Below are 24616 nucleotides of genomic sequence, written 5' to 3' on the forward strand. Positions count from 1 at the left end.
CGGCGTAGTGCCTCATCCGTAGCGTCTCGATTACTTTTAGCCAATGCATAAACTTCTTTTCCATTGCCTGGCGGGCGGCAGCCTGCTCGTCTCCGGCGCCGCTGTCCAGGCGCAAACCGTCACCGGCGACAATGCCGTCAAGCCGGCGCCGGCCGCCGGGTCTCCGCCTTCCGTCAGCGTGACGGCCGAACGTCCCACGGGCCGCATCGACCGGCAAGTCTACGACGTCAAGTCCGACGTGGGCAGCAGCAACGGCACGGCGGCCGACGCCTTGAACAATGTGCCGTCCGTGGCCGTCGATCCCGATGGGTCCGTCTCCCTGCGCGGCAGCAGCAATGTGCAGATTTTGATCGATGGCAAGCCGTCGGCCATGCTGCAGGGCGATTCGCGCGGCGCCACCCTGAACGCCATGGCGGCCGACGATATCGAATCCGTGGAAGTGATCAACAATCCCGGGGCCCAGTTCGGCAACGAGGCCGGTGGCGGGCCGATCCTGAACCTGGTGATGCGGCGCAACCGCAAGCCGGGCGGTTTTGCCACCGTCAACGCGAATGCGGGCATCGCCGGACGCTACAACAGCTCCGTCTCCGGCACCTATAACGAAGGGCCGTGGGGCTACCAGGGCGGCATCAATGTGCGCCATGACGGCCGCAATTCCGTGGGCGAGGTCAGCCGCGAGCGCCTGGAGCGTGGCACTGGCGCGTTCGCCCCCAGCAGCCAGCAGTCCAGCAACAATGGCTTGAACGACTCGCTGGGCTTGCACGGCACCGTGAATTACAACCTGAACACGAATGACACCCTGGCCGCCAGCGTGTCGTATAACGGGCGCAGCAACGACCAGCGCTCACTCGACCGCTACATCAATGGCGACAGCACGGGCAGCACCATCGGCGACTATGTGCGCCGCACCGTGCGCAACGGCGACAGCCGCAACTACAGCTGGGGCGCGCGCTACGACCACAAGGGAGAATTGCCGGGTGAAACCCTCAAGATCGACCTGCGCGTGTCGTCGTCGACCAACGAGAGCGACAGCGATTACGCGAATACCTACGCGGTTGCGCCTGTAAACGCCTTCGACAGCCGCGCGCGCCAGCACAGCGAGACGGGCAACCGCATCGTCGACTTCAGCGGCGACTACGAGCGTCCGTTGGCGGGCGGCACGGCCAAGCTCGGTTACAAGGTGGCCGACAACCAGAGCAGTTTCGACACTTTATATACGGACATCAACCCGGCCAGCCTGCTTGCGACCGTCAACCCCATGCGCAGCAACCGCTTCGAGATGGATGAACGCACCATCGCGCTGTACGGCTCCTACCAGATGCGCCTGAGCGAGCGCTGGGGCGCGCTGGCCGGCTTGCGCGCCGAGTACACGGATTTGACCGTGCGCCAGATCACCAGCGGCGTCGAGGCCGGCAACAACTACGTCAACTACATTCCCAGCCTGTTTGCCACCTACAAGGTCAGCGACGAGAGCAACTTGCGCTTCAGCTATGCGCACCGCCTGCGCCGCCCGAATGCGGGCGACCTGAATCCGTACGTGGTCTACCGCGACGAGTTCAATGTGTCGGCCGGCAATCCGAAGCTGAAGCCTACGCAGACGGATTCGTTCGAAATCGGCTATGAAACGAAATTGTTCGGCCTGGAAAGCAGCTTGCGCGCCTACCACCGCCGCGACACGGACGCCATCGTCGATTACCGCTACTTTATCAGCGACAATGTGTTGCTGACAACGCGCGAAAACGGAGAGGGCAGCCATTCGAGCGGCCTGGAATTCAGCGTCAGCGGCAAGCTCACGCCATCGCTGACCCTGAACACGAGCGGCAACCTGGCGCGCAGCCAGCAGACGAGTTCCGACGACCTGGGCAACCGCAGCACGCGCACGGCGAATGCCCTGAGCGGCCGCGCGCGCCTCAATTACCAGATCAATCCGGCCAACCAGCTGCAACTGGCCCTGCAAATGCAAGGCAAGACCTTGTCGGGACAGGGCTACCGCTCGCCGAACAATACCTTGAACCTCAGTCTACGCCACACGGTGACGCCGCAATTGAGCCTGGTCATGAACGTGACCGATGTGTTCAGCAGCAACAAGATGGAAACCGTCATCAACAGCGCCTCCCTGCGCGAGACGAGCACGCGGCGCTTCGATGGACGGATGATTTACGTGGGACTGTCGTACCGCCTCGGTGGCGCCACGTCGGCGGCGAAAGAGGGCGAGCGCGAACCGCGCTTCGGTCCGCCGGGCGGACGCGGGCCAGGCGGCCCAGGCGGTCCCGGCCCGGGTGGGCCGGGTGGTGAGGCAGGCTAGGCCGCCAGCGCGATCTCGTTCAGGAAGTCGATGAAACTGTCCGCATGGCGCTCGAAGCGCCATGCGCCCATGCCGTGTTCGGCCGTGTACACGGGCGCATCGCCGCCGGCAATGGCGCCCAAGTCCAGGCAATACGGATCGGCGCCCGCGTCGGCGATTACCAGGTACTGTTCCGGCCAGCCGGCGATGGCGGCGCCGCTGACGGGATCCCAGGCGTAACCGTGCTGGGCCTTGACCAGTTCGGCCGCGCCGTACAGGCTCAAGCCCTGGAAATACTGTTGGCTGTCGATAAATACCCGCAGCGGCGAATGGCAGGCCAGGAAGCGCCGGTACTGCTCCGGCAAGGCCCAGCGCTGCGCGATGCCGGCCATGTCGGCGGCGCTGGCGATGGTCAGCCAGTTCGATGGCTGGGCCAGGTCCTGCTCTTTTTTTCGCCGGGCCGCCAGTTTTTTCTCCAGCCTGGCGGCAGCCTTTTCCAGCGGCGTGCGCGGTTCATCGAGCGCCGCGTGGGTGACGGGCGCCGCATGGCCTGCGCCATCCGGGTAGCCATCGCGCTGCCAGGCCTGCACAGCCTCCAGTCGCAGCTGCTCTTCCTTCCAATGGCCGGGATCGTACGGCAAACCGGCATCGAAAGGCTGGCGGCTGAAGACGGCCAGGCTTTTCACGGCCTTGGCGCGCACGCTCAGCTTGGCATTTTCCGCAGTGGCCAGGGCCACGAGCGGAGCATACGCTTCCTTGCCCATGCTTTTGAGCATGCCATCCACGCCCCAGTAGGCGAGGCCGTCCATATCAAGGCTCCAGCTGAAAAAATCGCCGTATTCTCCCGGTTCGGCCAGGGCGACGATATCCGTCATCAGGAAGGCGCGCCAGTGCAGCAGCTGGCCTTCCCTGGCGTAGGCGGTCAGGATATCGAGCACGGCCAGCCGGTCATCTGCGGCATGCTTTTTCAGCAGCCGGTCTTTCAGATTGGAAAACTTGACGCCGTCCGTCTCGTCAAACAGCTTGCGGTGCAGCGCCGCCAGTGGTGACACCGCCATCAGACGGCCATCGCGGCCTTGATGGGCGCGTGGTGTTCATAGCCTTCCAGCGAGAAATCCGACGGTTCGATCTTTTCCAGCCATTCCGGCTCGTATTTGCCCGTCTTCGCGTAGTCGGGCACGCGCTCGGAAATGACGAAACGGGGCGCCGGGAACGGCGTGCGCTTGAGTTGCTCTTCCACCATGTCCAGGTGGTTTTCATAGATGTGCGCGTCGCCGATGAAATACGTAAACCAGCGCGGCGTATAGCCCGTCAGGCGCGCCACCAGGTGCAGCAGGGCGGCGCCTTCGGCGATGTTGAACGGCGTGCCCAGGCCGATATCGTTGCTGCGCACATATAAACACAGCGAGATTTCGCGCGTGCTGGCGTTCGGGATGAACTGGTACAGCAAATGGCAGGCGGGCAGGGCGACGGCGTCCAGCACGGCCGGGTTCCAGCCGTGGAACAGGATGCGCCGGCTGCCCGGGTTCGTCATGATGGTATCGAGGCACTCGCGCAACTGGTCGACGGCCTTGTACAGCAGCACTTTTTGCACGCCGTCCTCGACGATGGGGGCAATCAAGGTATAACCGTTGGCTTGCGCGTCGGCGATCTGCGCGGGCTGGGCCGCGGCTAGCAGTTTGTAGGCGGGCCATTGACGCCATTGCACGCCATACACGGGACCGAGGTCATCCTCGCCTTCGCGGTAGGGATTGGCCAGCCATTGCGCGTTTTCATTGGCGTTCTGGTCCCACACCTTGCAGCCCAGCGCGCGGAATTCGGCCGCGTTGCGCGAGGCGCGCAGGAAGGCGCACAATTCGCCGATCACGGATTTGAAAGCCAGTTTCTTGGTTGTCACGGCAGGGAAATTGCCGTTGGCCAAGTCGAAACGCATCATGGCGCCCGGCACGCTCAGGGTGCGGATGCCCGTGCGGTTGTCTTGCCAGCTGCCCGTTTCGAGCACGGTCTTGATCAAATCTTGATATTGCTGCATGTATTTCTCCAACGGTAAGGATGGTGATTGTAACGCAGGCGCGACAGGCGGGATGCGGGCGACGCACATAATTACACTACCTTATCCCCTGCAAACATGACTCTGTGGTAATTTGTGTGTCCCTAAGGAAATACAGAAACGGCAGATGCTGCACCATGTTTTTGCGACAATTTGTGAATAGTAATAACGCCGCCGTGGTGGAGATGAGCAGGGCCGATTTTTTCAAGGCCAACCTGCGCCTGATTCTGGCCTGGCCCTTGCTGGGGCTGGTTCTGTGCGCCGTGCTGTGGACGGCCACCTTGCTGCAGCTGGAGGCGGAAAAGAAGGTGGCGCAGCAGCAGGCGCTCGACAGCGTGTCTTCCTTGTCGAAGGCCTACAGCCAGTACCTGCTGCGCACCCTGGAACAGATGGACCAGCTGACCTTGCAGCTCAAGTACGAGTGGGAAAATTCGCGCGGCCAGTTGCGTCTGGACCAGTTGAAGACGCAGGGCATGTATGCCTTGCCGCAATTTGCCATCGTCGCCATCCTCGACCGCAAGGGCCACCCCGTGACGGCCACGGCGCCGCTGCAGCGCCTGCGGGTCAACGAGCGCAGCGATTTCCTGCTGCGCCACTGGCGCAGCAATTCCAGCGCGCTGCGCATTGCGCTCGGCAGCGTCAACGGGGGCGGTGTCGCCACGGCGCCCGGTGCCGATGAAGGCCTCGTGCATTTCACGCGCCGGCTGGAAGACGAGGATGGCAATTTCGATGGCGTGCTGCTCATCTCCATCCATTCCAGTTACTTTTCGGAATTCTACGACAGCGTCAATTTTGGCAAGTTCGGCATGTCCGCCATGGTGGGCGAAGAGGGCGAGCTGTTCGGCACGCGCCTCGGCTCGCGCGTCCTGCCGACCCAGACCGGCCGGGGCACGCCCTTCCTCGATACCAGCTTCCTCGAAACGGACAGCGGCGCCCTGCATTCGGGCGGCAGGATCGCCTTTTCCGACAAGCAAAGCCGCTATGTGGGCTGGCAGGCGCTGAAAGCCTATCCGTTTACGGCCGTGGTCGGCCTGTCGGACGGCGAGATGCTGCATCCCTACGAGGAAACGCGCACCATTTATCTCGGCATCGCCCTGGCCGTCACTGTGCTGCTGCTGGCCTTTGCCGCCGTCGCCACCGTGTTGTCGCTGCGCCTGGCGTGGCGCCACCACCAGTCCGAAGGCGTGCGCAATGCCTACCGCATGGCCACCGAAGGCACGAGCGACGGCTTTTATATCATCGCCGCCCTGCGCGGCACCGATGGCAGCATCCTCGATTTCGAGATCGTCGATTGCAACGAGCCGGGCGCCGGTTACTTCGGCGTGCGGCGCGAGCAATTGCTGGGCATGCGGCTGCAGTCGCGCGCCCACGAGCCGTATTTCCGCGACCTGATCCACAATTACCGGGCCGCCATGGAGTCCGGCTTTTCCGAGGAAGAGATCGAGTTGCCGGAAGGTAACCCTTTCAAGCTGCGCTGGATACGCCGGCGCCTGGTGCGCAGCGGCGACCGCCTGGCCGTCACCCTGCAAGACATCAGCACGGCCAAGGAGCACGAGCGCGACTTGCGCCGCCTGGCCAATGAAGATGGCTTGACGGGCTTGCCCAACCGCTACTGGCTGCAGCAATTCCTGCCGGGCGCCCTGGGGCGGGCCGCCATCGCGCGGCACATGCTGGCGCTGCTGTTCATCGACCTGGACGGCTTCAAGGATATCAACGATACGCAAGGCCACGCCGAGGGCGACAAGGTGCTGCGCGCCGCCTCGCTGCGCCTGAAGGCCGTGCTGCGCCCGGGCGACCACGTGGTGCGCCTGGGCGGCGACGAATTCGTCGTCGTGCTCGACCCTGTGGAGGACGACAGCCGCGCCGAGCAGGTGGCGCAGCGCATCGCCATCGCTTTCGACGAACCGTTTTACCTGGGCAGCGAACGCCACAAGATGGGCGCCTCGATCGGCATCAGCCTGTATCCGCGCGATGGCGCCGAGACGGAAGTGCTGCTGAAGAATGCCGACATCGCCATGTATGCCGTGAAAGTGGCAGGCAAGGGCCATCACCGCTTCTTCCAGCCCGAATTGTTCGAAACCATCCGCAACCGCCGCGAACTCGAGCAAAGCCTGGTGGCGGCGCTGGAGCAAGACCAGTTCCTCGTCGTCTACCAGCCCCGGGTCGACGCCATGAGCGGCCAGCTGTGCAGCATGGAGGCGCTTGTGCGCTGGCAGCATCCGCAGCACGGCATGGTGCCGCCGCTGGAATTCATTCCCGTGGCCGAGAGCAGCGGCTTGATTTCGCAGCTGGGCGAAGTCGTCATCGAGAAGGTGTGCCTGCAGATGGCGCGCTGGCAGGCCAGCGGGCTGGAAATGGTGCCCGTATCGATCAACGTCTCGGCGCGCCAGTTCGGCCGTGGCGACGTGCACCAGGTGCTGGCGTCCGCGCTGGCGCGCCACCGCATCGATGCGCGGCTGATCGAGGTGGAAATCACGGAATCGGCCATGATGGATGAGCAGAACCGCGCCGTGGAGCAGCTGTCGGCCATCCGCGCGCTGGGCGTGCGCCTGCTGGTCGACGATTTCGGCACGGGATACTCTTCGCTGTCGCAGCTGCAGAAGTTCGCCATGGATGGCTTGAAGATCGACCGCGCCTTTACCATGGAGCTGGGGCGCTCGGAGCAAGGGGAAGTGTTCGTGCGCGCCATCCTGTCGATGGCGCATGCGCTGGGCATGAGCGTGGTGGCCGAAGGGGTGGAGACGCGCGAGCAGCTCGACATTCTGCGCGCCCTGCAATGCAATGAAGTGCAGGGCTATTTCATCTCGCGCCCCGTGGCGGCCGAACAGATGCTGGCGCTGATGCACCTGCGCTTTCTGATACCGCTGCCGGCCCCCGTGCTGCCCCCGTACAGCCCCGCGATTGGCGTAGAAAACAACGCTGTTTCATAAAAAGAGCGAACGTTCGCTTTTTTCTAAAAAATATTATATGCTTCGCTCATGCCGTCAGTGAATTGGAGTTCACGGCGGCAAGAACAGTGCAGGACGGGTGAGGTTGAGCTACCCGGGATAATGTGACGAAGACACTTCATATAATAAAGAGAGACTAACTTGAAACATAAATATCTGCCCCTTTTGATCGTTGCCGCGTTCGCCGGCATCTCTTCCACCGCACAAGCATCGGGCTACCGTTTTGGTTCGCAAAGCGTTTCCGCCCAGGGCACGGCTGACGCCAGCGGCGCCGAAGCGGCCGACGCGTCGACCATTTTCTACAACCCGGCCGGCATGTCCCGCCTGGAAGGCACGCAGTTCGTGGGCGGCGGCACCCTGGTGGTACCGCATTCGACGTTCCAGGATAAGGACTCCGTCAATTTCAGGAACAAGCTGACAGGCGGCACGACCAAGGACTACGCACCGGATGCCGTCTTTGCGCCAGCCCTGTACGCCAGCAAGAAAATCAATGACCAATGGACCGTCGGCATGGGCCTGTTCGTGCCCTACGGCGCCAAGCTTGACTATGGCAACAGCTGGAGTGGCCGCTATGCGATCACCAATATCAAGCTCGAAGCCATCGCCCTGAATCCTTCCGTGTCGTTCAAACTGGACCAGCACCACTCGTTCGGTTTCGGCGTGACGGCCGAATACATGAAGGCGGAGCTGGGTCAGGCAGTGGACGTGCCAGGTTCGGTCTCTTTCCTGCAGCAACATGCGCCAGCCGCATCGACCGCTTTTCTTACGAATATCCTCAAGACCCAAGGCATGGATGCATTTAATGCTGCCAGGACCGCACTGGGTACAGCCAAAGATGGCCATGCCTCGATGGATGGCGACGACTGGGGCTTCGGCTTCAACCTGGGCTATCTGTACCAGCTGAATGAAGGCACGCGTTTCGGTATCGCTTACCGTTCGTCGATTTCGCACAAGCTGAAAGGCGACACGATCTGGGACTTCTCGCAAGTGTCGAACAATGCGGCCGTGAATGGCTTTATCAGCGCCGCATCGGGCAAGGTCAACTCCAAGGCGCTGGTCGAACTGCGCACGCCGGAAACCGTATCGATCAATGCTTTCCACCAGATGGACGATAAGTGGGCTCTGATGGGCGACGTCACCTGGACCCGTACTTCGCGCCTGCAGAACCTGGATATCCAGTTCCCGCCGACGGCCGAAGGCCCGGAACGCATTCGCCAGAACTGGAAAGATACCTACCGCGTCTCGCTGGGCACCAACTACAAGTACAGCGAAAGCCTGTTGCTGCGCGCCGGTATCGCGCATGACCAGGCGCCAGTGCGCAGCGCCGAACTGCGTCATCCTGCCTTGCCGGACAGCGACCGCATGCAGTACTCGATCGGCGCGAACTGGAAGCTGAACGCCAATTCCTCGCTGGATCTGGCCTACAGCTATATCGACTTCAAGGATGCTGAAGTGAACTACACTAATAAATGCGGTCCAGTGCCGCCGTTGTCCACTGGCTGCACCGGCAACGGTGAAACCACCAAGGGCCTGTTCAAGACCCGCATGCAGTTGATCGGTCTCGCTTATAACTACAAGTTCTAAGCAGGTAGTGGCGGCCAACCCGGCCGCCATGAAATGAAGAAAGCGCCTTCGGGCGCTTTTTTTTATGCCGCGCAGCACGAAACTTGCTTTTCGAAAAATGTTGATTCATTATTGGAATGAAACCGGATGCAGGTCTGGATGGACATGAAAACCGACAAGGGCATGACATGCGAATTGACATTGATCAAAGCGGCGATGCGTCATCGCTGACGGCGCTGGCGGGCGCCAGCCCATGGGCTCTCTGCGGCGCCACCCGCGGCGGGGAGGCCTGGCCATGAGCGCCACGTTTCCTGCGTTGCCGCCGGCTTTCGTGCGGCCCGGCTTCGGCGACACGCCCGTCGGCGCGGTGGTCGCCTTTGCCGGGGACAGCGCCGGTGCGCATATCGAGGCGAGCGGCTGGATGTCGTGCGACGGCCGCACGCTCGCCGTCGCCAGCTATCCCGAGCTGTTCGTCGTGCTCGGCTATCTGCATGGCGGTTCGGACGAGCAATTCTGCCTGCCCGACTACCGGGGCAGCTGTTTGTGCGGCCACGTTGCCGGTGCTTCCGCGCCGACCGATATCGGCGTCAACTACCTGATCAAATTTACCTACGGCTTGCGGACACGATAGCCATTCCCGCTTGGCCAGCGAGCCGGCCTGGCGGGAAGCCGGGGTCTAGGCGTGCATGGCCTGGTCCAGCAGGCTCAAGGCATGCCGTACGCTGTCGTCGGGCAGTTCCAGCAAGTTATCCCCCACATACCACTCCACCACGCTGTGCCCGGGCAGGGCGGCGTGGCTGGCGCGGCCGAACAGCCAGATGCCGTGTTCTTCGGCCACCTGGTTGCGGATGGCGATGGCCCGCTCGCGCGACACGGGCAAGTGCAGATGCAGCATGTTGGCCTGCGGCTGGGCGGGGTTGACGGCGATCGATGGAAAATCGCGCAGCAGCGCGTACAGCCATTGCGTGCGTTCGAAATAGCGGGGCATGGCGGCCAGGCGCGCATCGAATTGCATGGCGGCGGCCACCACGTAGGGCGTGCGGTGCACGATATTGCCGCCCTGGCGGCGGAACCACTCGCGCGCCCGTTCCACGAACGGGCGGCTGCCGGCCAGCACGGCGCCACCGAGGCCGCCGATGCCCTTGTACAGCGACACGTACACGGAGTCAAAGCCGTCGCAGATGACCGGCAAGGGTTGCTTGAAGCCGGCTTGCGCTTCCCACAGGCGCGCGCCATCCATGTGCAGGTGGATGTTGCGTTCGCGGCAATGCCGTTTGATCTCGCTCAACTCATCCCACGACGGACATTGCCCGCCGATTTCGCGCATCGGCAGTTCGAGCTGCGCGGCGCCCAGCGCATCGGGCACGGCGCGCAAGTCGTCCACCGTCCACGGGCGGTGCGGGTCGCCGATCATCAAGCCCTTGAAATGATCGAGCAATTCATGGTTGCCCCGCTCGTGGCGCAGGATGTGCGACGTCGGATGCAGCGCCACCAGGCGCGAGCCGCGGTCCTGGCAGGCCAGGCGCAGGGCAGTGACTTGCGCCAAGGTGCCCGTGAGGCAGAATACGGCCGCCTCGAAGCCGAGCAGGCTGGCGATCTTGTTCTCGAACTGTTCGATCAGCGCGCCTTCGCCATAGGTATCGTGCGCAACATCGTTGGCATCGCACCAGGCGGCCATGGCGGCGAAGGTGGCCGCTGGCGTGGGCTGGCGGTGGCCCGGCAGGATGGTGTGGCAGCGCTGGCGCAGTTCAAGCTCGTTCACGGTGTTTTCCTTACAGGGTGGCCGTGGCCAGTTTTGCGCCAAAGCCGATGAACATGGCGCCCACGCCGCCGCCCATGCCGGCCGACAGGCGGCGACGGCGGCGGAAGGTCTCGGCCAGGCGCGCACCGACAAAGATGATGGCCGTCAGGTAGGTAAAGCTGATTACCTGGCAGATCAGGCCCAGGCCGATGAAGGACAGCACGGGGTTCGGGAAGGCCGGGTCGACGAACTGGATGAAAAACGAGATGAAGAACAGGATCGCCTTCGGGTTCATCAGGCTGATGATCAGGGCCTTGCGGAACGGGTCGCTTTCCTTGGCGGGAGCAGGTACGGCAGCCGCTTCGCCTTCAGCGGGAGCGGGTGCGCGCAGCTTGCGCCAGCAGCCTATCAGCATTTGCAGGCCGATCCAGCCCAGGTAGGCCGCGCCGATGTATTTCACGACGTAGAACAGGGCCGGGCTGGCTTTCAGCAGCGAGGCGACGCCGCAGGCCGACAGCACCATCAGTATCAGGTCGCCGGCGAAGATGCCGAAGGCGCCCTGGTAGGCGGGCCGCACGCCGCGCTGGGCGGCCACGGACAGCACGTACATGGAATTGGGGCCGGGCAGGATGACGATGAAGATGGTCCCCAGTAAAAAGGTCCAGAAATCGGTGATGCCCAGATTGGCGTGGAAAAGTGCGTTCATGATTATTCCGCTGGATTGAGCTGTACGTGATGGAATTGCAGTGCGGCAAGATTCGCATAGATGCCGCCCAGGGCAACCAGCGACGCGTGCGTGCCCGTCTCGACGATCTTGCCGTCTTCCATGACGACGATGCGGTCGGCCCGCTGCACGGTCGCCAGGCGGTGGGCGATGATGACGGTGGTGCGTCCCACCATGGCCGCTTCCAGCGCCTTTTGCACCAGGCGTTCCGATTCCGCGTCCAGCGCGCTGGTCGCTTCGTCGAGCAGCAGCAGCGGCGGATTTTTCAGCAGGGCGCGGGCGATGGCGATGCGCTGGCGCTGGCCGCCGGACAGGCGCACGCCCCGTTCGCCGAGGAAGGATTTGTAGCCGTTCGGCAGGCGCTCGATGAATTCGTGGGCGGCCGCCATTTTCGCGGCGGCGATGACTTCCTCGTCGCTGGCGCCGGCGCGGCCGTAGCGGATGTTTTCCATGGCGTCAGCCGAGAAGATCACGGTATCCTGCGGCACGATGCCGATGGCGTCGCGCAGGGTGTGCAGGTCCAGCTGCTTGATGTCGACGCCATCGAGGCGGATGCTGCCGCTCTGCGGGTCGTAAAAACGCAGGAACAGCTGGAACAGCGTGGTCTTGCCGGCGCCGGACGGGCCGACGACGGCCACCGTTTCGCCGGCGCGGATGTCGAGGCTGACGTGGTCGAGCGCGTGCGTGTCGGGGCGCGACGGATACGAGAACATGACATTGTCCAAAGTCAAGGCGGCGCCGTTCGCGGCGCGCGCGGGCAGCGGCAGCGGCGTGGCAGGCGATTCGATTTCCGATTTGACGGCCATCAATTCCAGCAGGCGCTCGGTGGCGCCGGCGGCGCGCTGCGCTTCGCCCATGACTTCGGACAGGGCGCCGATGGCGCCGGCCACGATGGAGGCGTACAGGATGAACTGGCCCAGGTCGCCGCCCGTCATCGAGCCTTCCAGCACGGCGCGCGCGCCCAGCCACAGCACGAACACGATGGTGCCGAAGACCAGCAAGATCGCGATCATGGTCAGCAGGGCGCGGGCGCGGATGCGGCGCATGGCCGTCATGAAGGCGCCTTCGACGGAGTCGCCGAAGCGCTTCGATTCTATTTTCTCGTGCGTAAACGCCTGCACGGTGGGCATGGCGTTGAGGATTTCGCCGGCCATGGCCGAGGCGTCGGCGATGCGGTCCTGCGAATCGCGCGACAGCTTGCGCACCTTGCGGCCGAATACGATGATGGGCACGACGACGAGGATCAGCAAGCCGATGATGATGCCGGCCAGCTTGGCGCTGGTGACGAACAGCATCACCAGGCCGCCGAGGAACAGCAGCACATTGCGCAGCGCCATGGAGATGCTGGTGCCGACCACGGCTTGTATCAATGTCGTGTCGGTGGTGATGCGGGACAGGACTTCGCCCGTCTGCGTGGTTTCAAAGAATTCCGGGCTTTGCGTGACGACGTGGCGGTACACGGCGCTGCGGATGTCGGCCGTGACGCGCTCGCCCAGCCACGACACGGTATAAAAGCGCGCCGCCGTGGCCAGTGCCAGGATGGAGGCCACGCCGAACAGGGCGAGGAAGACCAGGTCGACGTGCTGGATGCTTTTCGAGCCGGCCGCGCCGCCGAAACCGAGGTCGATCATCTGCTTGAAGGCGGCGGGAATGGCCAGGGTCGAGGCGGCGGCCACCACCAGCGCGATACCGGCCAGGAAGAACTGCTTGCGGTACGGCGTCAGAAAGGGCATCAAGCCCTTGAAGGCGGCCAGGCTGCCTTTCTTCAGTTCGCGGCTGGTGCCGGTATCAAGAGTTGGTGCGGTGCTAGCTGTACTGGTGCTGCCTGTTTCTGTGCTGGTTGTCATTGTTTTTCGCTTTGATTTACATATTCGATGGTGCTGATAACGCTTACAACTTCATCGGCTGAACATAGCCCGTCATTTCCAGGTAGGCGCGGCCCGCGGGCTGGCCGTCGCGCTCCACCGTCACGGCGCCTTCCCAGTACACGGCCCCCGTCGAGCGGCGCGAATCGAGTTCCTGGTCTGGCTGCAATGGCTTGATCTGCCAGCGTGTGGCGCCGGTGCGGATCTCGGTGGCGACCGGGTATTCGGCCTGCGTGCGGGGCGAACGCCACAGCTGCGTGGGCGTGAAATCGACGTCGCCGGGCGCGTACTGCGTCATCTTACCGGACGCATCGCGCCATGTCGCGTGCGCCCATAGTTTAGCACCTGTCTTGCTGCGGATCTGGAAGGCCATCAGGGCGCCGCCGTCAGCGAGGTTGGCGCCTATCCAGTTCCAGCCGCTGGCGTCCGCATCGAGCACCTGGCTCGACCACTCGTGATCGAGCCAGGTGGCGCCCGTCACGGCTTCCGGCTTGCCGCCCGCGCGGGCGATCGTGCCCGTGGTACGCAACTGCGGCTTGCTGTAGTAATAACTGGACTGCTCGGGCCGCGCGCCCTTGCGCGAGTAGCCGCCAACGCCCTGCAGCAGCACGGGCTGCGTGGGGGCGAGGGTCAGTTGCAGGTTAAAATCGCGCGCGGCCAGGCTGACCCGGTAGCTGCCGTCGGTCTGGCGCTGCATGCGCCAGTCGTCGAGTTTCACGTCCGTGTCGCCCACCTTGGCGTAGGCCAGGCCGAAACCCTCGCGCGCGCTTTTTTCGTCGTGCAGCAGCTTGCCCACTTTCGGGTCGGACAGGGCCGCGTGGCCGATGATCAGCTGTTTCGGCGCGAAGGCGCTGGGGTTGTCCGCGTCGGCGGCCGTGGCGCTGCGAAAGAAGGTCACCTGGTAACCGAGCTGCTCGCCGCCGGCGGTTTTGACCCAGCCCGTGGCGTACCACCATTCCGTCTTGTACGCGGGGTGGGCGCCGAAATCGTGCGGCATGCGCAGGGTCTGGCCGGCCGGCAGCGGCGTGACGGGGGCGAAGGCGGGCGGCGCGGCGATGGCGGCGGCGCTGCAGAACAACAATAAACAAGTCAAGCGGCGCATTACCAGTCCTCCCTGACGGCGCGGATGGGGCCAGCGGACAGCGCCTGGCGCCCCGCGATGAGGGCGGTGAGGGCGGCCGCCGTCAGCAGGGCGGCGGCCACGGTGGCGATCAGCGGCCAGGGCAGGTGCAGCTGCATGGTCCAGTGGAACGATTGCGGGTTGACGATGAAGACCAGCACAAAACTGATCAGCAGGCCCAGGACAAAACCGGTGGCGATGCCCAGCGCCGTCAGCGCGCCGCCTTCCAGCGCCAGGATGGACAAGATCTGGCCGCGCGTCACGCCCACGTGGCGCAGCATGCCGAATTCGCGCGCGCGCGCCAGGGTCTGCGCGGAAAACGTGGCGGCAACGCCGAACAGGCCGATGACGATGGCGATGGCTTCCAGCAGATACGTGACGGCGAAGCTGCGGTCGAAAATCTGCAGGCTCAGGGCGCGGATGGCCGACGGATTCGACACTTCCAGGCTGGCGCCGAAAGGCAGGGCCTTGAGCTTTTCCTGCAACTGCTCGCCCGTGGCATCCTTGGCCAGCCACAGGGCCGCGTCGCTGACGTCCATGTCGCCGGTCAAGGCGCGGTAGTCGTCCAGCGGCATCTGGATGGCGCCGGACGAGCGCGCGTAGTCGCGCCAGATGCCGGCGACAAAGAACTGGTGCAGGCCGCCCGCCAGCGGCAGGGCCATCTGCTGGCCAGGTTTGACGTTGTACAGATCGGCCGCCGCTTCGGACAGCCACACGGGTTTCGCGCCCGCTGGCACAGGCAGCGTTTCGCCCACCAGCACCATGCTCTTGCCCGGATCGGCCAGGTTGATGGGACGCGCCAGCAGCATCACGTTGGGACGGTCCGGCGCCAGCGACAGCGAGCGCAGGCGCTGGAAATCCACCCTGGCCACGCCGGGCAGCGCGGCGATGCTGGCCTGTTCGCGCGGATTCAGTCCCGCTGTGCCGCCGCTGGCGGCCGGGCGCGCATACACGTCGGCCGGCAGAATCTGCAGCAGCCAGTCATCGACGGAGACGCGGAAACTCGACACCATGATGGCCATCGCCACCATCAGGCTAAAGCTCGACAGCACGCCGCCGAGCGCGATGCCGGCCTGGCCCGAGGCGTTCGCCAGGCGCGCTACGGTCAGGCTGCGCACGGGCGCATGCTGGCTCGTTTCCGTGCGCAGCCAGGCGCGCTGCAGCAAGCGGAAGACGACGGCCGCCAGCTGCGGCATCAGGGCGATGGCGCCGATCAGCAGCAGGGCGATGGACAGGTAGCCGAACAGCGGCAGCTCGAACACGGGCGGCAGGAACGTCAAGGCGCCGGCCAGCAGCAAACAAGCCAGCGCGGGCCAGGTCTTGGCCAGGCGCGTCGTGACGACTTCCTCGCTGCCCGATTTCAGGGCGATGGCGGGGGCGGCGCGTGCCGCTTCCAGCGCGGGGGCCGCGCAGCCCAGCAAGGCGACGCCCAGACCCAGGGCAAAGTAGACAAAGGCGGCGACGGGCGTGAACTGCACCTGCGGCTGCACGCCCGCGAAATAGCCGGCGCCCAGGTCGCCGCCGAAGAAGCGCAGGGCGACGGCCGCCATGGCGTAGCCGCCGGCGATGCCCAGCCCAGCGCCGACGATACCGAGGCTGGCGCCCTCTAACAGCACCTGGCGCAGCAGTGTGCCCCGCTCCATGCCCAGCACGCGCAGCAGCGCGAACTGGCCGCGGCGGCGGATGACGGACAGCGCCTGCGTGGAAAACACCAGAAAGGCGCCCGTAAACAGGGCGACGAGGGCCAGCACCGTCAGGTTGACGCGGTAGGCACGGCTCAGATTATTGTTGCGGCTATTCTGGTTGTCGTCATTCGGCTGGCCCACCTGGAAACGTCCCGGGTACTGCGCTTCCAGCTCCCTGGCCAACGCGGCCTGGAAGGCGTCGCGGTTGACGCCCTGGCGCAGTTTCAGGTCGATGCGCGACAGCTTGCCCAGCTTGTTGAAGCGCCACTGCGCCGCGCCGATATCCATCACGGCGATGCGCTGGCCGGCGCGCGCCCGCTGCAGCGAACCGGCCACGCGCAGCGATACGCTACCCGTGCCCGATTGCAGGGCAATGCTGTCGCCCTGCGCCACATTGATCCAGCGCAAGGCGGCCGGCGATAAAAAGAGGGCGTCGTCGGCCAGGGTGTCGAAAGGCTGGCCTTCGGCCGGCGCGCCGATCAGGTCGGGCGAAATGAAGCCGGCGCGGAAGACGTCGAGCGCCAGGATGTGCAGCGGGCCGCCGTCTTTCTTTCCTGCTACGCCGGCTTGCAGTTCCAGCACGGGGGAGGCCACGGCCACGCCGTCGCGCTGCGCCAGCCACGGGTAGATGGCTTCGTCGAACAGCGCTTCGCGCCCGGCCACCTGCACGTCGGCCTGGCCGGACAGGCTTTTGACGGCCGTGGAAAATTCGTTGAAGGCGGCCGCGTTGATCAAATGGATGGCAAAACCCAGCGACACGCCGATGGCGATGGCCAGGATGGCGACGAAGGCGCGCACGGGATGCGCGCGCCATTCGCCCAGCAGCAGCCAGCGTGACAACAGGCGCGTACCCGCGGGATTGGCTGCCGGCGCACTCAATTCAGACATTCGACGGCCAGGCGTTCGCCGGCGCGCCGCGCTTTCAATTGCGCCGCGTCGCGGGTTTTATCGCCGGCGCCGACGGCGTCCTGCGCCGCCCATTTCTGTTCGAGGCGCAGCTGGGCGCAGTGCTTGTCATGGGCTTCGCGCTGTCTGGCGCCCCGTTCGCGCGCCTGGTCTTCCCGCTGTTCCTGCTGCTTGCGCGCCGCTGCCAGCTGGCTGGCGACCCGCTCCTGGCGCGTGGCCGCGCCCTTGTCGACGGCAGGCGGCGGCGAGGGGATTTCCAGGATCTGCAGCTGCCCGCCCGTGCAGGGCGTGGCGCTGTAGCTGGTCTGGCCATCCTGCACGCATTTGTAGACGTCCTGCGCGCTGGCGGAAGCAGCCAGCAAGGCCATGAGCAGGAGATACGGCGGCTTCACAATATCTTCCCCGGATTCATGATGTTCTGCGGGTCCAGCGCCTGTTTCACGGCGCGCATCAGTTGCAGTTCCAGCGGCGACTTGTAGTGGGCGAGATCGGCCTTTTTCAGCGCGCCGATGCCGTGTTCGGCCGAAATCGAGCCGCCAAAGCCATGCACCTGGTCGTGCACGATGCGGTTGATGGCATCCTGGTTGGCGAGGAAGTCGCCATCCGTCATGCCGGGCGGCGGCGCCACGTTGTAATGCAGGTTGCCGTCGCCCAGGTGGCCGAAGCACACGAGCTGGCAGCCGGGGAAGGCGCTTTCCAGCGCCACATCCGTGACGGCGATAAAGTCGGCGATGCGGGAAATCGGCAGCGAGATATCGTGCTTGATGTTCTTGCCCGCCTGCGCCTGCGCCAGCGGAATGTGCTCGCGCAGCTGCCACAGGCCTTCCGACTGCGCCACGGAACTGGCGACGACGGCGTCGGCGATCAACTCGTCTTCCAGGGCCGCGCCGATGCTCGCCTCGAGCAATTCCACCGCATGCGCCTCGGACTGGCTGCTGGACAGTTCCAGCAGCACATATTGGCCATGCGGCTCGGCGAAAGGCCGCGGCAGCTGCGGGAACTGCTCGGCCACCAGTTGCAGGCAGTACTGCGACATCAATTCAAAACCCGTCAGGCTGGCGCCGCAATGGTCCTGCATCAGGCTTAATAAACGCAGGGCGTGGGCGGGCGAGTCCATGGCGGCCAGCGCCGTGATGCAGGCCTTCGGCTGCGGGTACAGCTTCATCACCGCGCCCGTGATCACGCCCAAAGTGCCCTCGGCGCCGATGTACAGGTCGCGCAAATCGTAGCCGGTATTGTCCTTGCGCAAACCGCGCAAGCCGCTCCAGATCTCGCCCTGCGGCGTGACCACTTCCAGCCCCAGGCACAGTTCGCGCGTGTTGCCGTAACGCAGCACGGCCGTGCCGCCCGCATTCGTCGCCAGATTCCCGCCGATGGTGCAGCTGCCTTCGGCCGCCAGCGACAGGGGGAACAGGCAGCCGGCGGCGGCCGCCGCTTCCTGGATGGTTTGCAGGATGCAGCCCGCGTCCACGGTGATGGTGCGGTTGACGGGATCGAGCGCGCGAATGGCGTTCAGGCGCGCCAGCGACAGCACGACGGCCGTGCCGGCCGCGTCGGGGATGCTGCCCAGCACCAGGCCCGTGTTGCCGCCTTGCGGCACGACGGGGACTTGCCATTGCGCGCAGGCGCGCAGGATTGCGGCCACTTGCTCCACCGTGGCGGGGCGCAGCACGGCCAGGGCCTTGCCGGTGAACCTGTCGCGCCAGTCGGTGAGGAAGGGTGCCGTGTCGGCATCCTGGGTGAGGACGTAGCTGTCGCCCAGCAGGGCGCGGCAGGCGGCGAGGAAATCGGCTTTTTCAGTCATTTCTTGATGCTCACTTTATTCACTTTTTCCAGTAGCTCTTTGGCCATGCGCCTGGCGGCCTTTTTATACGGGCGCAGATACAGCACGGCGCAGGCAAAATAGATGCAGACGATGGCCGCTTCTCCCCAGGCCATCAGGGCCGAGGTGGGGTTCGTGTCGCTGTAGCCGCGCACCACGCCTTCCGTGAAGTACAGCAGGATCACCATCGACGACCATTGCAGGGTGTAGACGTCGCGCTTGATGACGCCGTACAGGGGAATGAACAGGGGCGCCGCCTTCAGGACGACCCAGGAACCGCCCGGCTGCAGCGGCGCGACGACGGTTTCCCACAGCAGGCACCAGACGATCAGGGTGACGAGGCTGGCGATGGCGCCCCAGTGAAAATACTTGTGCAGTGCGCCGTGCATCATGCGCCTGCCAGTTTCGCGGCGTTTTCCGCCAGGCGCCGGCCCAGGGCGATGGCCAGGCGTTTTTCATCGTCGCTCAGGGCCTTGTCGCCGGCTATGCCCGACCAGTGCGTGGCGCCGTACGGCGAGCCGCCCGTGGAGGTGGTCATCAGTTCCGGGTGCGTGTAGGGCAGGCCCATGACCAGCATGCCGTGGTGGAAGAGGGGGATCATCATCGACAGCAGGGTCGATTCCTGGCCGCCGTGCAGGCTGCCCGTGGACGTGAACACGCAGGCGGGCTTGCCGGACAGGCTGCCGGCCAGCCAGTCGCTGGCCGTGCCGTCCCAGAAGTACTTCATGGCGGCGGCCATGTTGCCGAAGCGCGTGGGCGAGCCGAGGGCCAGGCCCGCGCATTCCTGCAGGTCTTCCAGTTCCACATAGGGAGCGCCAGCGGGCGGCACCTCGGGCGCCGTCGCCTCGGCCACCGTGGAGACGGCGGGCACGGTGCGCAGGCGGGCATCGCAACCGGGCACGCTTTCCACTCCCTGGGCTATCAGCTCGGCCAACTGGCGCGTGGCGCCATGGCGTGAATAAAACAATACGAGAATAATCAGATTGGTTGGCTTCATCATTGGTATTATAGGGCGCTTTACAGCCTGATACGACTGCTGTCATGGCGCCGTTCTGATTTTGCACATGTTTTCAAAATATATATTCCCCATCTTTCAATACCTGTGGCGCGCCCTGAGCATGGGACTGGCCGTCGTGCGCGGCCTGACGTGGTCCGAAACGCGCGACCTGCTGCAGTTCGCGCGCCGCCGCGTGCGCGAGGAAAGCCTGCCGCAGGTGGCCGGCAGCCTGACCTTCGCCACCGTGTTCGCGCTGGTGCCGCTGCTGACGCTGGCCCTGGCCATCTTCACCACTTTCCCGCTATTCAATACCTTCCGCCATGCGCTGGAAGACTATTTCGTGCAAAGCGTGATGCCCAAGGGCATTTCGAACACCATTCTCGGCTACCTGACCACGTTCGCCTCGAAGGCCACGCGTTTGTCGGCCATCGGCGCGGGCGCCCTGATCGTTACCTCGGTGGGCATGATGGGTTTGATCGAGCGCGTCTTCAACCGCATCTGGCGCGTGCGCCAGGAGCGCCGCTGGACCAAGCGCCTGCTCGTGTACTGGGCCATCGTCACCCTGGGTCCGCTGCTGGTGGGCGTGTCGCTGACGGTGACGTCGCGCCTCTTCATGGCCACCAGCGGCGTGGTGGGCGCCGTGCCCTTCCTCGGCGCCGTGTTTTATACCTTGGTGTCGATCGGCCTGACCATGCTGGCGTTCACCTTGCTGTACATCGCCGTGCCGAACCGCGACGTGGATTGGCGCGACGCGGCCTGGGGCGGCTTGCTGGCGGCGCTGGCGTTCGAGGTGGCCAAGCGCGGTTTCGGCGAATTCATCCAGGAATTTCCCACGTATTCGCGCATCTACGGCGCACTGGCCGCCTTGCCGCTGTTCCTCGTGTGGATTTACCTGAGCTGGATGATCACCCTGGTGGGTGCCTTGCTGGTGGCTGCCTTGCCCGTCGTGAAATACGAGCGCTGGTGGTACGAGGCGGCGCCGGGCAGCGAATTCGTCGACGCTGTCGCCATCCTGAAAGTGCTGTACCGCGCTTGCCACTGCGCCGATTCGGCCCTGGTGGGCGCGGCCGAGATCCGCCGCAGCACGCGCCTGGGCTTCGAAGAAATGGAAACCCTGCTCGACAAGATGGTGCAGCAAGGCTGGGTGGGACGCGTGAACGTGGATGGCGCCGTGCGCGTCCAGTGGGGCAAGCGCGTGGCCGACAGTTCCGACCACTGGGTCTTGCTGGGCAACGTCAACCGCATCAGCCTGGCCGACGTCTACCGCTTGTTCGTCTTCGGCGGCATGCGCGTGAACTCCGGCTATCCGGCCGGTTCCACCAACGAGCGCGACATCAAGGCGGCCGAAGAGGCTGCGGCGCTGGCGGCGCAGGTGGAAAACGCCGTGGAGCAGGGACTGGGCCTGACCCTGGCCCAGCATTTCGGGGCCGTCAAATGCAATTGAGTGGTTTTAACTGAGCGGTCTTAGTACACCACGGGCCGCAAGGCCGCCAGCAGCGCCGCTGCCTTGAACGCGGCCGCATCCTGCGTCCGCACCACGCCCAGATAATACGTGTCTTCGCCGCCGTGCATGTTGACAAGGCGCAGCTGATGCGGCGCCAGGTGGGCGGCGATGGCGGCCAGGCCATCGGCCATCGCGTCGCCGTCTTCGCGCTCCGACCACGAAAAATCGCGCAGCGCGGGCAAGCCGATATGCTGGACTATGCGCGGCACTTCATCGACGGCTTTCCAGTCCAGGGTGGTGCCGTGGCCCAGCGTGTGGGCGGCCGTGGACCAGAGCAGGAAGAAACAGGCCGCTACGGGCGTGTCTCCTTCGTATTCTTCTTCCGGGTCGTCCTCCGCCAGCTCGTCGAGCGTGATGTCTACGCAGCGCGCGGCCAGGTCCGCGTCGCCCTGCAAGAACAGGGCGGCCATGGTGCGCAACTGCGCGCGGTCGGCCTTTGCCAGGATTTGCGCCGGCGTAAAGCTGCGGCGCCTGACGGGTTTTTTCTTGCTCAGGCCCATGGCTTCGCTCAACTGGGCCGTGATGGCCGCCTTGAAGTTTTCCACGGTGTCGAACTGTTCCAGCAACTGGCCCGTGAAATCCATGCTCCAGGCCATGCCATCCTTGACGACATATAAAAAGTCGCTTTGCACGGCCACGCCGCGCAGATGGTGGGCGGGCGGATATAAAGGCACAAACGATTGTTTTCCGTCCAGGGTCAGCATGCAGGCCAGGCCTTGCGCATCGATGGCGAATATCAGGTTCTTGCGCAGCCTGGGCGGCGACGACGTCGTGGCGCAATCGATGGCTTCGTACTGGCAGGGCGCCAGCAGCTCGCCCTGGCTATCGACCAGGCCAAACAGGAAGCGGCCATCGATGCGCTGGCTGACGATGGCGATCTTCTTTTTCGTGCCGAAGTCCTGCACGGAGCTGTAGGCGGGCGGCACCACCATCGCGCCCGCGGCGTCCAGCACACCGTGGACATTGCGCTCGTCCTGTTCGCCCGTCAGGCGCATGAAGTCGATATACCCATCGTCGCGCTGGCACAGGTTGTCCACGCCTTCGATAAGCCGTGCGCCGTCCGGCAAGCGCCGGAGGCAGGTGGCGCCGTCCGGCGCAACCTGGTGGAGCAGGTGGGGGCTGATCACGTACAGGTCGCCGGGTGCGGGCGGCAGCACCACCGTGCCGTTCAGGTCCAGCACGCCGTGCGCATCGGGGGCGTCCGCCGTGGCAAAGGTGATCCAGCCATCGTCCGCGTAGTAGACGCCCAGGTCGACATAGCGCTGCGACAGCGGCACGATCCAGCGGCCATAGGGCGTGACCAGGCCCAGGATGTCGGGCTGTTCGGCCTTGCTCACTGCATAGCACAGCGCATCTTCCTCCCATCCCGCCACTTCCAGGCCCTGCAGGAACGGCACATCTTGCGTATCGAGTTCCTCGACATCGGCCAGTTGCGCATCGGCCGTGGCCGACCAGTAGCCCGTGGCGGGCGATGCGGCGCCGGCGGCCAGCAGGGGCGCCAGCGCTTCCTTGTCGCCGCGCTGCAGGGCAGAGTGCAGGGCTTGCGCCTCGGCGCGCAGGGCGTCGAGCCCGGCTACGTAGTCCGGCGTGTCGATATCGTGGGGGATCAGCTGCACGCAATCGAGGATCAGCCACGCCTGGCCGCCCGCCAGCAGGGCGCTGATGCCGGCGCGCGCGACGATGGCGGCCGCGTCGCGCGGCCTGTCCATCAGGGCGGACAAGGCTTGCCAGCTCGCTTGCGCCTGCGCCATCGGCGCGGCCAGCACGCAGGGGCAGTCCTCGCCATCGCCGTAGATGGGCCAGGCGACGGCTTGCGTGCCGGCGCCGATGAGCAGCTTGAACAGCGCAGGTACCTCCAGCCGCCATTCGGCCAGGCCGGTGATCGTCTCGGTGTCGAAGCCGGCCTGGCCGGGTAAAAAGGCGGTGCTGAACAGGGCTGCGGTATTGATCATGGATATTTATCTAAAGTGAACGGGGGATTCAGGGCGCTGGCGGCATGAGCCAATGCGCCAGCGCGCCGCGCTCCAGGCCCAGGTGTTTGGCCACGGCGGCCGCCTCGAAGGCCCACAGGCCGTAGTAGCCGCCCAGGCCGTGCGCGCGCACATGGCCGTTGAACCAGTCTTCGCGCACCAGCGCGCCATGCCAGCTGGCCAGGTACTGTTGCAGGTGTTCGAGCTGCTGCGCCGGGTCGTCGGCGTCCAGGCACTCGAACAGGGCGGAATAGGGCTCGGCGAAATACCATTCGTCGACGGCCGGACGCTGCGGGTCGATGGTCGACAGCAGCGCCTCATACACGCCATCTTCGCCATCGAAAGCCGTTTGCAGGGCAGCCAGGCGGGCGGCCAGGTCGTGGCGGCCGAACAGCAGGGCCGCGCCCAGCAATTGCAGGGTACGCGCGTAATCGGTCAATTGTTCGAAATCAAAGGCGGGCAAGGCGTCGTCATCGTAGGCCTCGGCCAGGGCCGCGCGCGCCGTTTCGCAGGCGGCGACGGCCGCTTCCAGCGCCGTTTCCACCTCGGGCAGCGGCAGCCCGGCCGTGTAGCGCAGCGAGAATGCCTGATAAGCCGTGCTGGCGGCGGCGCAGGCCCAGTAGGCGTCATCGCCGCCATCGATTTGCGCCTGCGCCTGTGCGCGTCCGTAGGCGGCCAGCAAGGCGTCGAGGTAGGCCAGGTTGCGGGCAAAATCAAATGGGGTGCCGGAAGGCAGGGGCGGCGACTGGCGCGGCGCGTGGGGCCAGGGCGTGGACGAAGGCGGGCACGCGGCGGCGCAATCGCGCTGGATGGCCCAGTCGGCGAAGATCTGCTGCAAATATGCCGCCGTCTCGTCGTCGTGCGCGATGGCACCTGCGCCCACCAGGGTCGTGCCCAGCAGGGTGTAGCCGGGGAAGCGGCTGCTTTCGTAGGCGATGGTGGTGACGCTCTGGATGGCCTTGCCGTCGCTGAGGTCGCGCACGCGGAAATACACGTCGTCCCAGCCCGCCAGCGGCGGCGCCGGCGCCTCGTTCGGCAGGGTGCTCCAGCTGCCGTCGTCCTGTTCTTCATAGGCGTCGAGCAGCTCGTCGATGCCGCCGGGGCGGTCGATGCGGTTGTTGGCGTCGTACTGCAGCCCCAGTTCGGCCGCAAACGCGGCCGCGTGGCGGCCCTCGAAGACCAGGTACTGGGCGTTCATGGTGCCGGCCAGCAGGTCGGACTCCTGGCCCGCCACCTGCAGCGCCTGCGGCAGCCGGTACCAGTGGTGGCCGGGGATGCCGGCCATGGGGCCGTTTTCGTCCGCCTGGGGATTGGCGCAGCGCAGCTGTTCCAGCCAGTTGTAGCGTTCGTGCCGCGCCGCCTCCGTGCCGCTGCCGCGGCCGGTCAATTCATCGAACAGGGTATTCAACAACATGTGCATCTATCCTAAAAAAGCGT

At 65.1% G+C, this 24616-nt stretch carries 18 protein-coding genes; 5 read left to right on the forward strand and 13 right to left on the reverse strand.

Going from position 1 to position 24616, the window contains the following annotated elements; genetic code table 11:
* The first annotated feature begins 43 nt into the window (after positions 1 to 43).
* A complete protein-coding gene (locus AC07X6_RS21495) occupies positions 44 to 2305 on the forward strand; it encodes a TonB-dependent receptor domain-containing protein (RefSeq protein ID WP_494792308.1) in 2262 nt (753 codons plus the stop codon).
* Here AC07X6_RS21495 and AC07X6_RS21500 read toward each other — a convergent pair.
* Both AC07X6_RS21500 and AC07X6_RS21505 read right to left on the reverse strand, forming a co-directional pair.
* Positions 2302 to 3342: an SMI1/KNR4 family protein gene (locus AC07X6_RS21500; protein WP_494792309.1), complete on the reverse strand. Its 1041-nt coding sequence runs from the start codon at positions 3340 to 3342 to the stop codon at positions 2302 to 2304. The genes AC07X6_RS21495 and AC07X6_RS21500 overlap by 4 nt on opposite strands.
* Complete coding sequence (locus AC07X6_RS21505) at positions 3342 to 4316, reverse strand: thymidylate synthase (RefSeq protein WP_494792310.1); 975 nt, start codon at positions 4314 to 4316, stop codon at positions 3342 to 3344. The genes AC07X6_RS21500 and AC07X6_RS21505 overlap by 1 nt, the downstream gene beginning before the upstream one ends.
* Before the next feature lie 173 nt (positions 4317 to 4489).
* Here AC07X6_RS21505 and AC07X6_RS21510 point away from each other — a divergent pair, with 173 nt between their 5' ends.
* The 3 genes from AC07X6_RS21510 (at position 4490) to AC07X6_RS21520 (ending at position 9476) form a co-directional block, all read left to right on the forward strand.
* Positions 4490 to 7264 (forward strand): bifunctional diguanylate cyclase/phosphodiesterase, encoded by a 2775-nt coding sequence (locus AC07X6_RS21510; RefSeq protein ID WP_494792311.1) that lies wholly within the window; start codon positions 4490 to 4492, stop codon positions 7262 to 7264.
* A gap of 159 nt (positions 7265 to 7423) precedes the next feature.
* Positions 7424 to 8866, forward strand: coding sequence for an OmpP1/FadL family transporter (locus tag AC07X6_RS21515; RefSeq protein WP_494792312.1), 1443 nt, complete (start codon positions 7424 to 7426; stop codon positions 8864 to 8866).
* Between the two features lie 274 nt (positions 8867 to 9140).
* Positions 9141 to 9476: a phage tail protein gene (locus tag AC07X6_RS21520; protein ID WP_494792313.1), complete on the forward strand. Its 336-nt coding sequence runs from the start codon at positions 9141 to 9143 to the stop codon at positions 9474 to 9476.
* A 45-nt stretch (positions 9477 to 9521) separates the two neighbouring features.
* On the opposite strand, the gene AC07X6_RS21525 is transcribed toward AC07X6_RS21520, so the two are convergent.
* From AC07X6_RS21525 to wrbA, 9 genes are read right to left on the reverse strand one after another with little or no spacing between them, the layout of a single operon-like run.
* Positions 9522 to 10607 (reverse strand): threonine aldolase family protein, encoded by a 1086-nt coding sequence (locus AC07X6_RS21525; RefSeq protein WP_494792314.1) that lies wholly within the window; start codon positions 10605 to 10607, stop codon positions 9522 to 9524.
* 10 nt (positions 10608 to 10617) lie between these two features.
* Complete coding sequence (gene leuE / locus AC07X6_RS21530) at positions 10618 to 11292, reverse strand: leucine efflux protein LeuE (RefSeq protein ID WP_494792315.1); 675 nt, start codon at positions 11290 to 11292, stop codon at positions 10618 to 10620.
* Positions 11293 to 11294: 2 nt separating this feature from the next.
* Positions 11295 to 13157 (reverse strand): ABC transporter transmembrane domain-containing protein, encoded by a 1863-nt coding sequence (locus AC07X6_RS21535; protein ID WP_494792316.1) that lies wholly within the window; start codon positions 13155 to 13157, stop codon positions 11295 to 11297.
* Positions 13158 to 13200: 43 nt separating this feature from the next.
* Complete coding sequence (locus AC07X6_RS21540; protein ID WP_494792317.1) at positions 13201 to 14277, reverse strand: lipocalin-like domain-containing protein; 1077 nt, start codon at positions 14275 to 14277, stop codon at positions 13201 to 13203.
* Positions 14277 to 16868 carry an FtsX-like permease family protein gene (locus AC07X6_RS21545; RefSeq protein WP_494792318.1) on the reverse strand — a complete coding sequence of 864 codons (2592 nt, stop codon included), beginning with the start codon at positions 16866 to 16868 and terminating at the stop codon, positions 14277 to 14279. The genes AC07X6_RS21540 and AC07X6_RS21545 overlap by 1 nt, the downstream gene beginning before the upstream one ends.
* Positions 16856 to 17278 (reverse strand): DUF4124 domain-containing protein, encoded by a 423-nt coding sequence (locus AC07X6_RS21550; protein ID WP_494792319.1) that lies wholly within the window; start codon positions 17276 to 17278, stop codon positions 16856 to 16858. The genes AC07X6_RS21545 and AC07X6_RS21550 overlap by 13 nt, the downstream gene beginning before the upstream one ends.
* Positions 17275 to 18690, reverse strand: a complete 1416-nt coding sequence (locus tag AC07X6_RS21555; RefSeq protein ID WP_494792320.1) for an FAD-binding oxidoreductase — start codon at positions 18688 to 18690, stop codon at positions 17275 to 17277. The genes AC07X6_RS21550 and AC07X6_RS21555 overlap by 4 nt, the downstream gene beginning before the upstream one ends.
* The gene (locus tag AC07X6_RS21560) at positions 18687 to 19097 is read right to left on the reverse strand and encodes a DUF2069 domain-containing protein (protein ID WP_494792389.1); all 411 of its coding nucleotides are present in this window, start codon (positions 19095 to 19097) and stop codon (positions 18687 to 18689) included. The genes AC07X6_RS21555 and AC07X6_RS21560 overlap by 4 nt, the downstream gene beginning before the upstream one ends.
* Positions 19097 to 19705 carry an NAD(P)H:quinone oxidoreductase gene (gene wrbA / locus AC07X6_RS21565; RefSeq protein WP_494792390.1) on the reverse strand — a complete coding sequence of 203 codons (609 nt, stop codon included), beginning with the start codon at positions 19703 to 19705 and terminating at the stop codon, positions 19097 to 19099. The genes AC07X6_RS21560 and wrbA overlap by 1 nt, the downstream gene beginning before the upstream one ends.
* A 67-nt stretch (positions 19706 to 19772) precedes the next feature.
* On the opposite strand from wrbA, the gene AC07X6_RS21570 reads away from it, so the two are divergent.
* Positions 19773 to 21149, forward strand: a complete 1377-nt coding sequence (locus AC07X6_RS21570) for a YihY family inner membrane protein (protein WP_494792321.1) — start codon at positions 19773 to 19775, stop codon at positions 21147 to 21149.
* A 20-nt stretch (positions 21150 to 21169) separates the two neighbouring features.
* Here AC07X6_RS21570 and AC07X6_RS21575 read toward each other — a convergent pair whose 3' ends face one another.
* Positions 21170 to 23161 (reverse strand): DUF6630 family protein, encoded by a 1992-nt coding sequence (locus AC07X6_RS21575; protein WP_494792322.1) that lies wholly within the window; start codon positions 23159 to 23161, stop codon positions 21170 to 21172.
* A gap of 28 nt (positions 23162 to 23189) precedes the next feature.
* Positions 23190 to 24593, reverse strand: coding sequence for a PoNe immunity protein domain-containing protein (locus AC07X6_RS21580; protein WP_494792323.1), 1404 nt, complete (start codon positions 24591 to 24593; stop codon positions 23190 to 23192).
* Positions 24594 to 24616: the final 23 nt, after the last annotated feature.

This window comes from Janthinobacterium sp. GW460-12-1-14-LB5 (assembly GCF_059423585.1).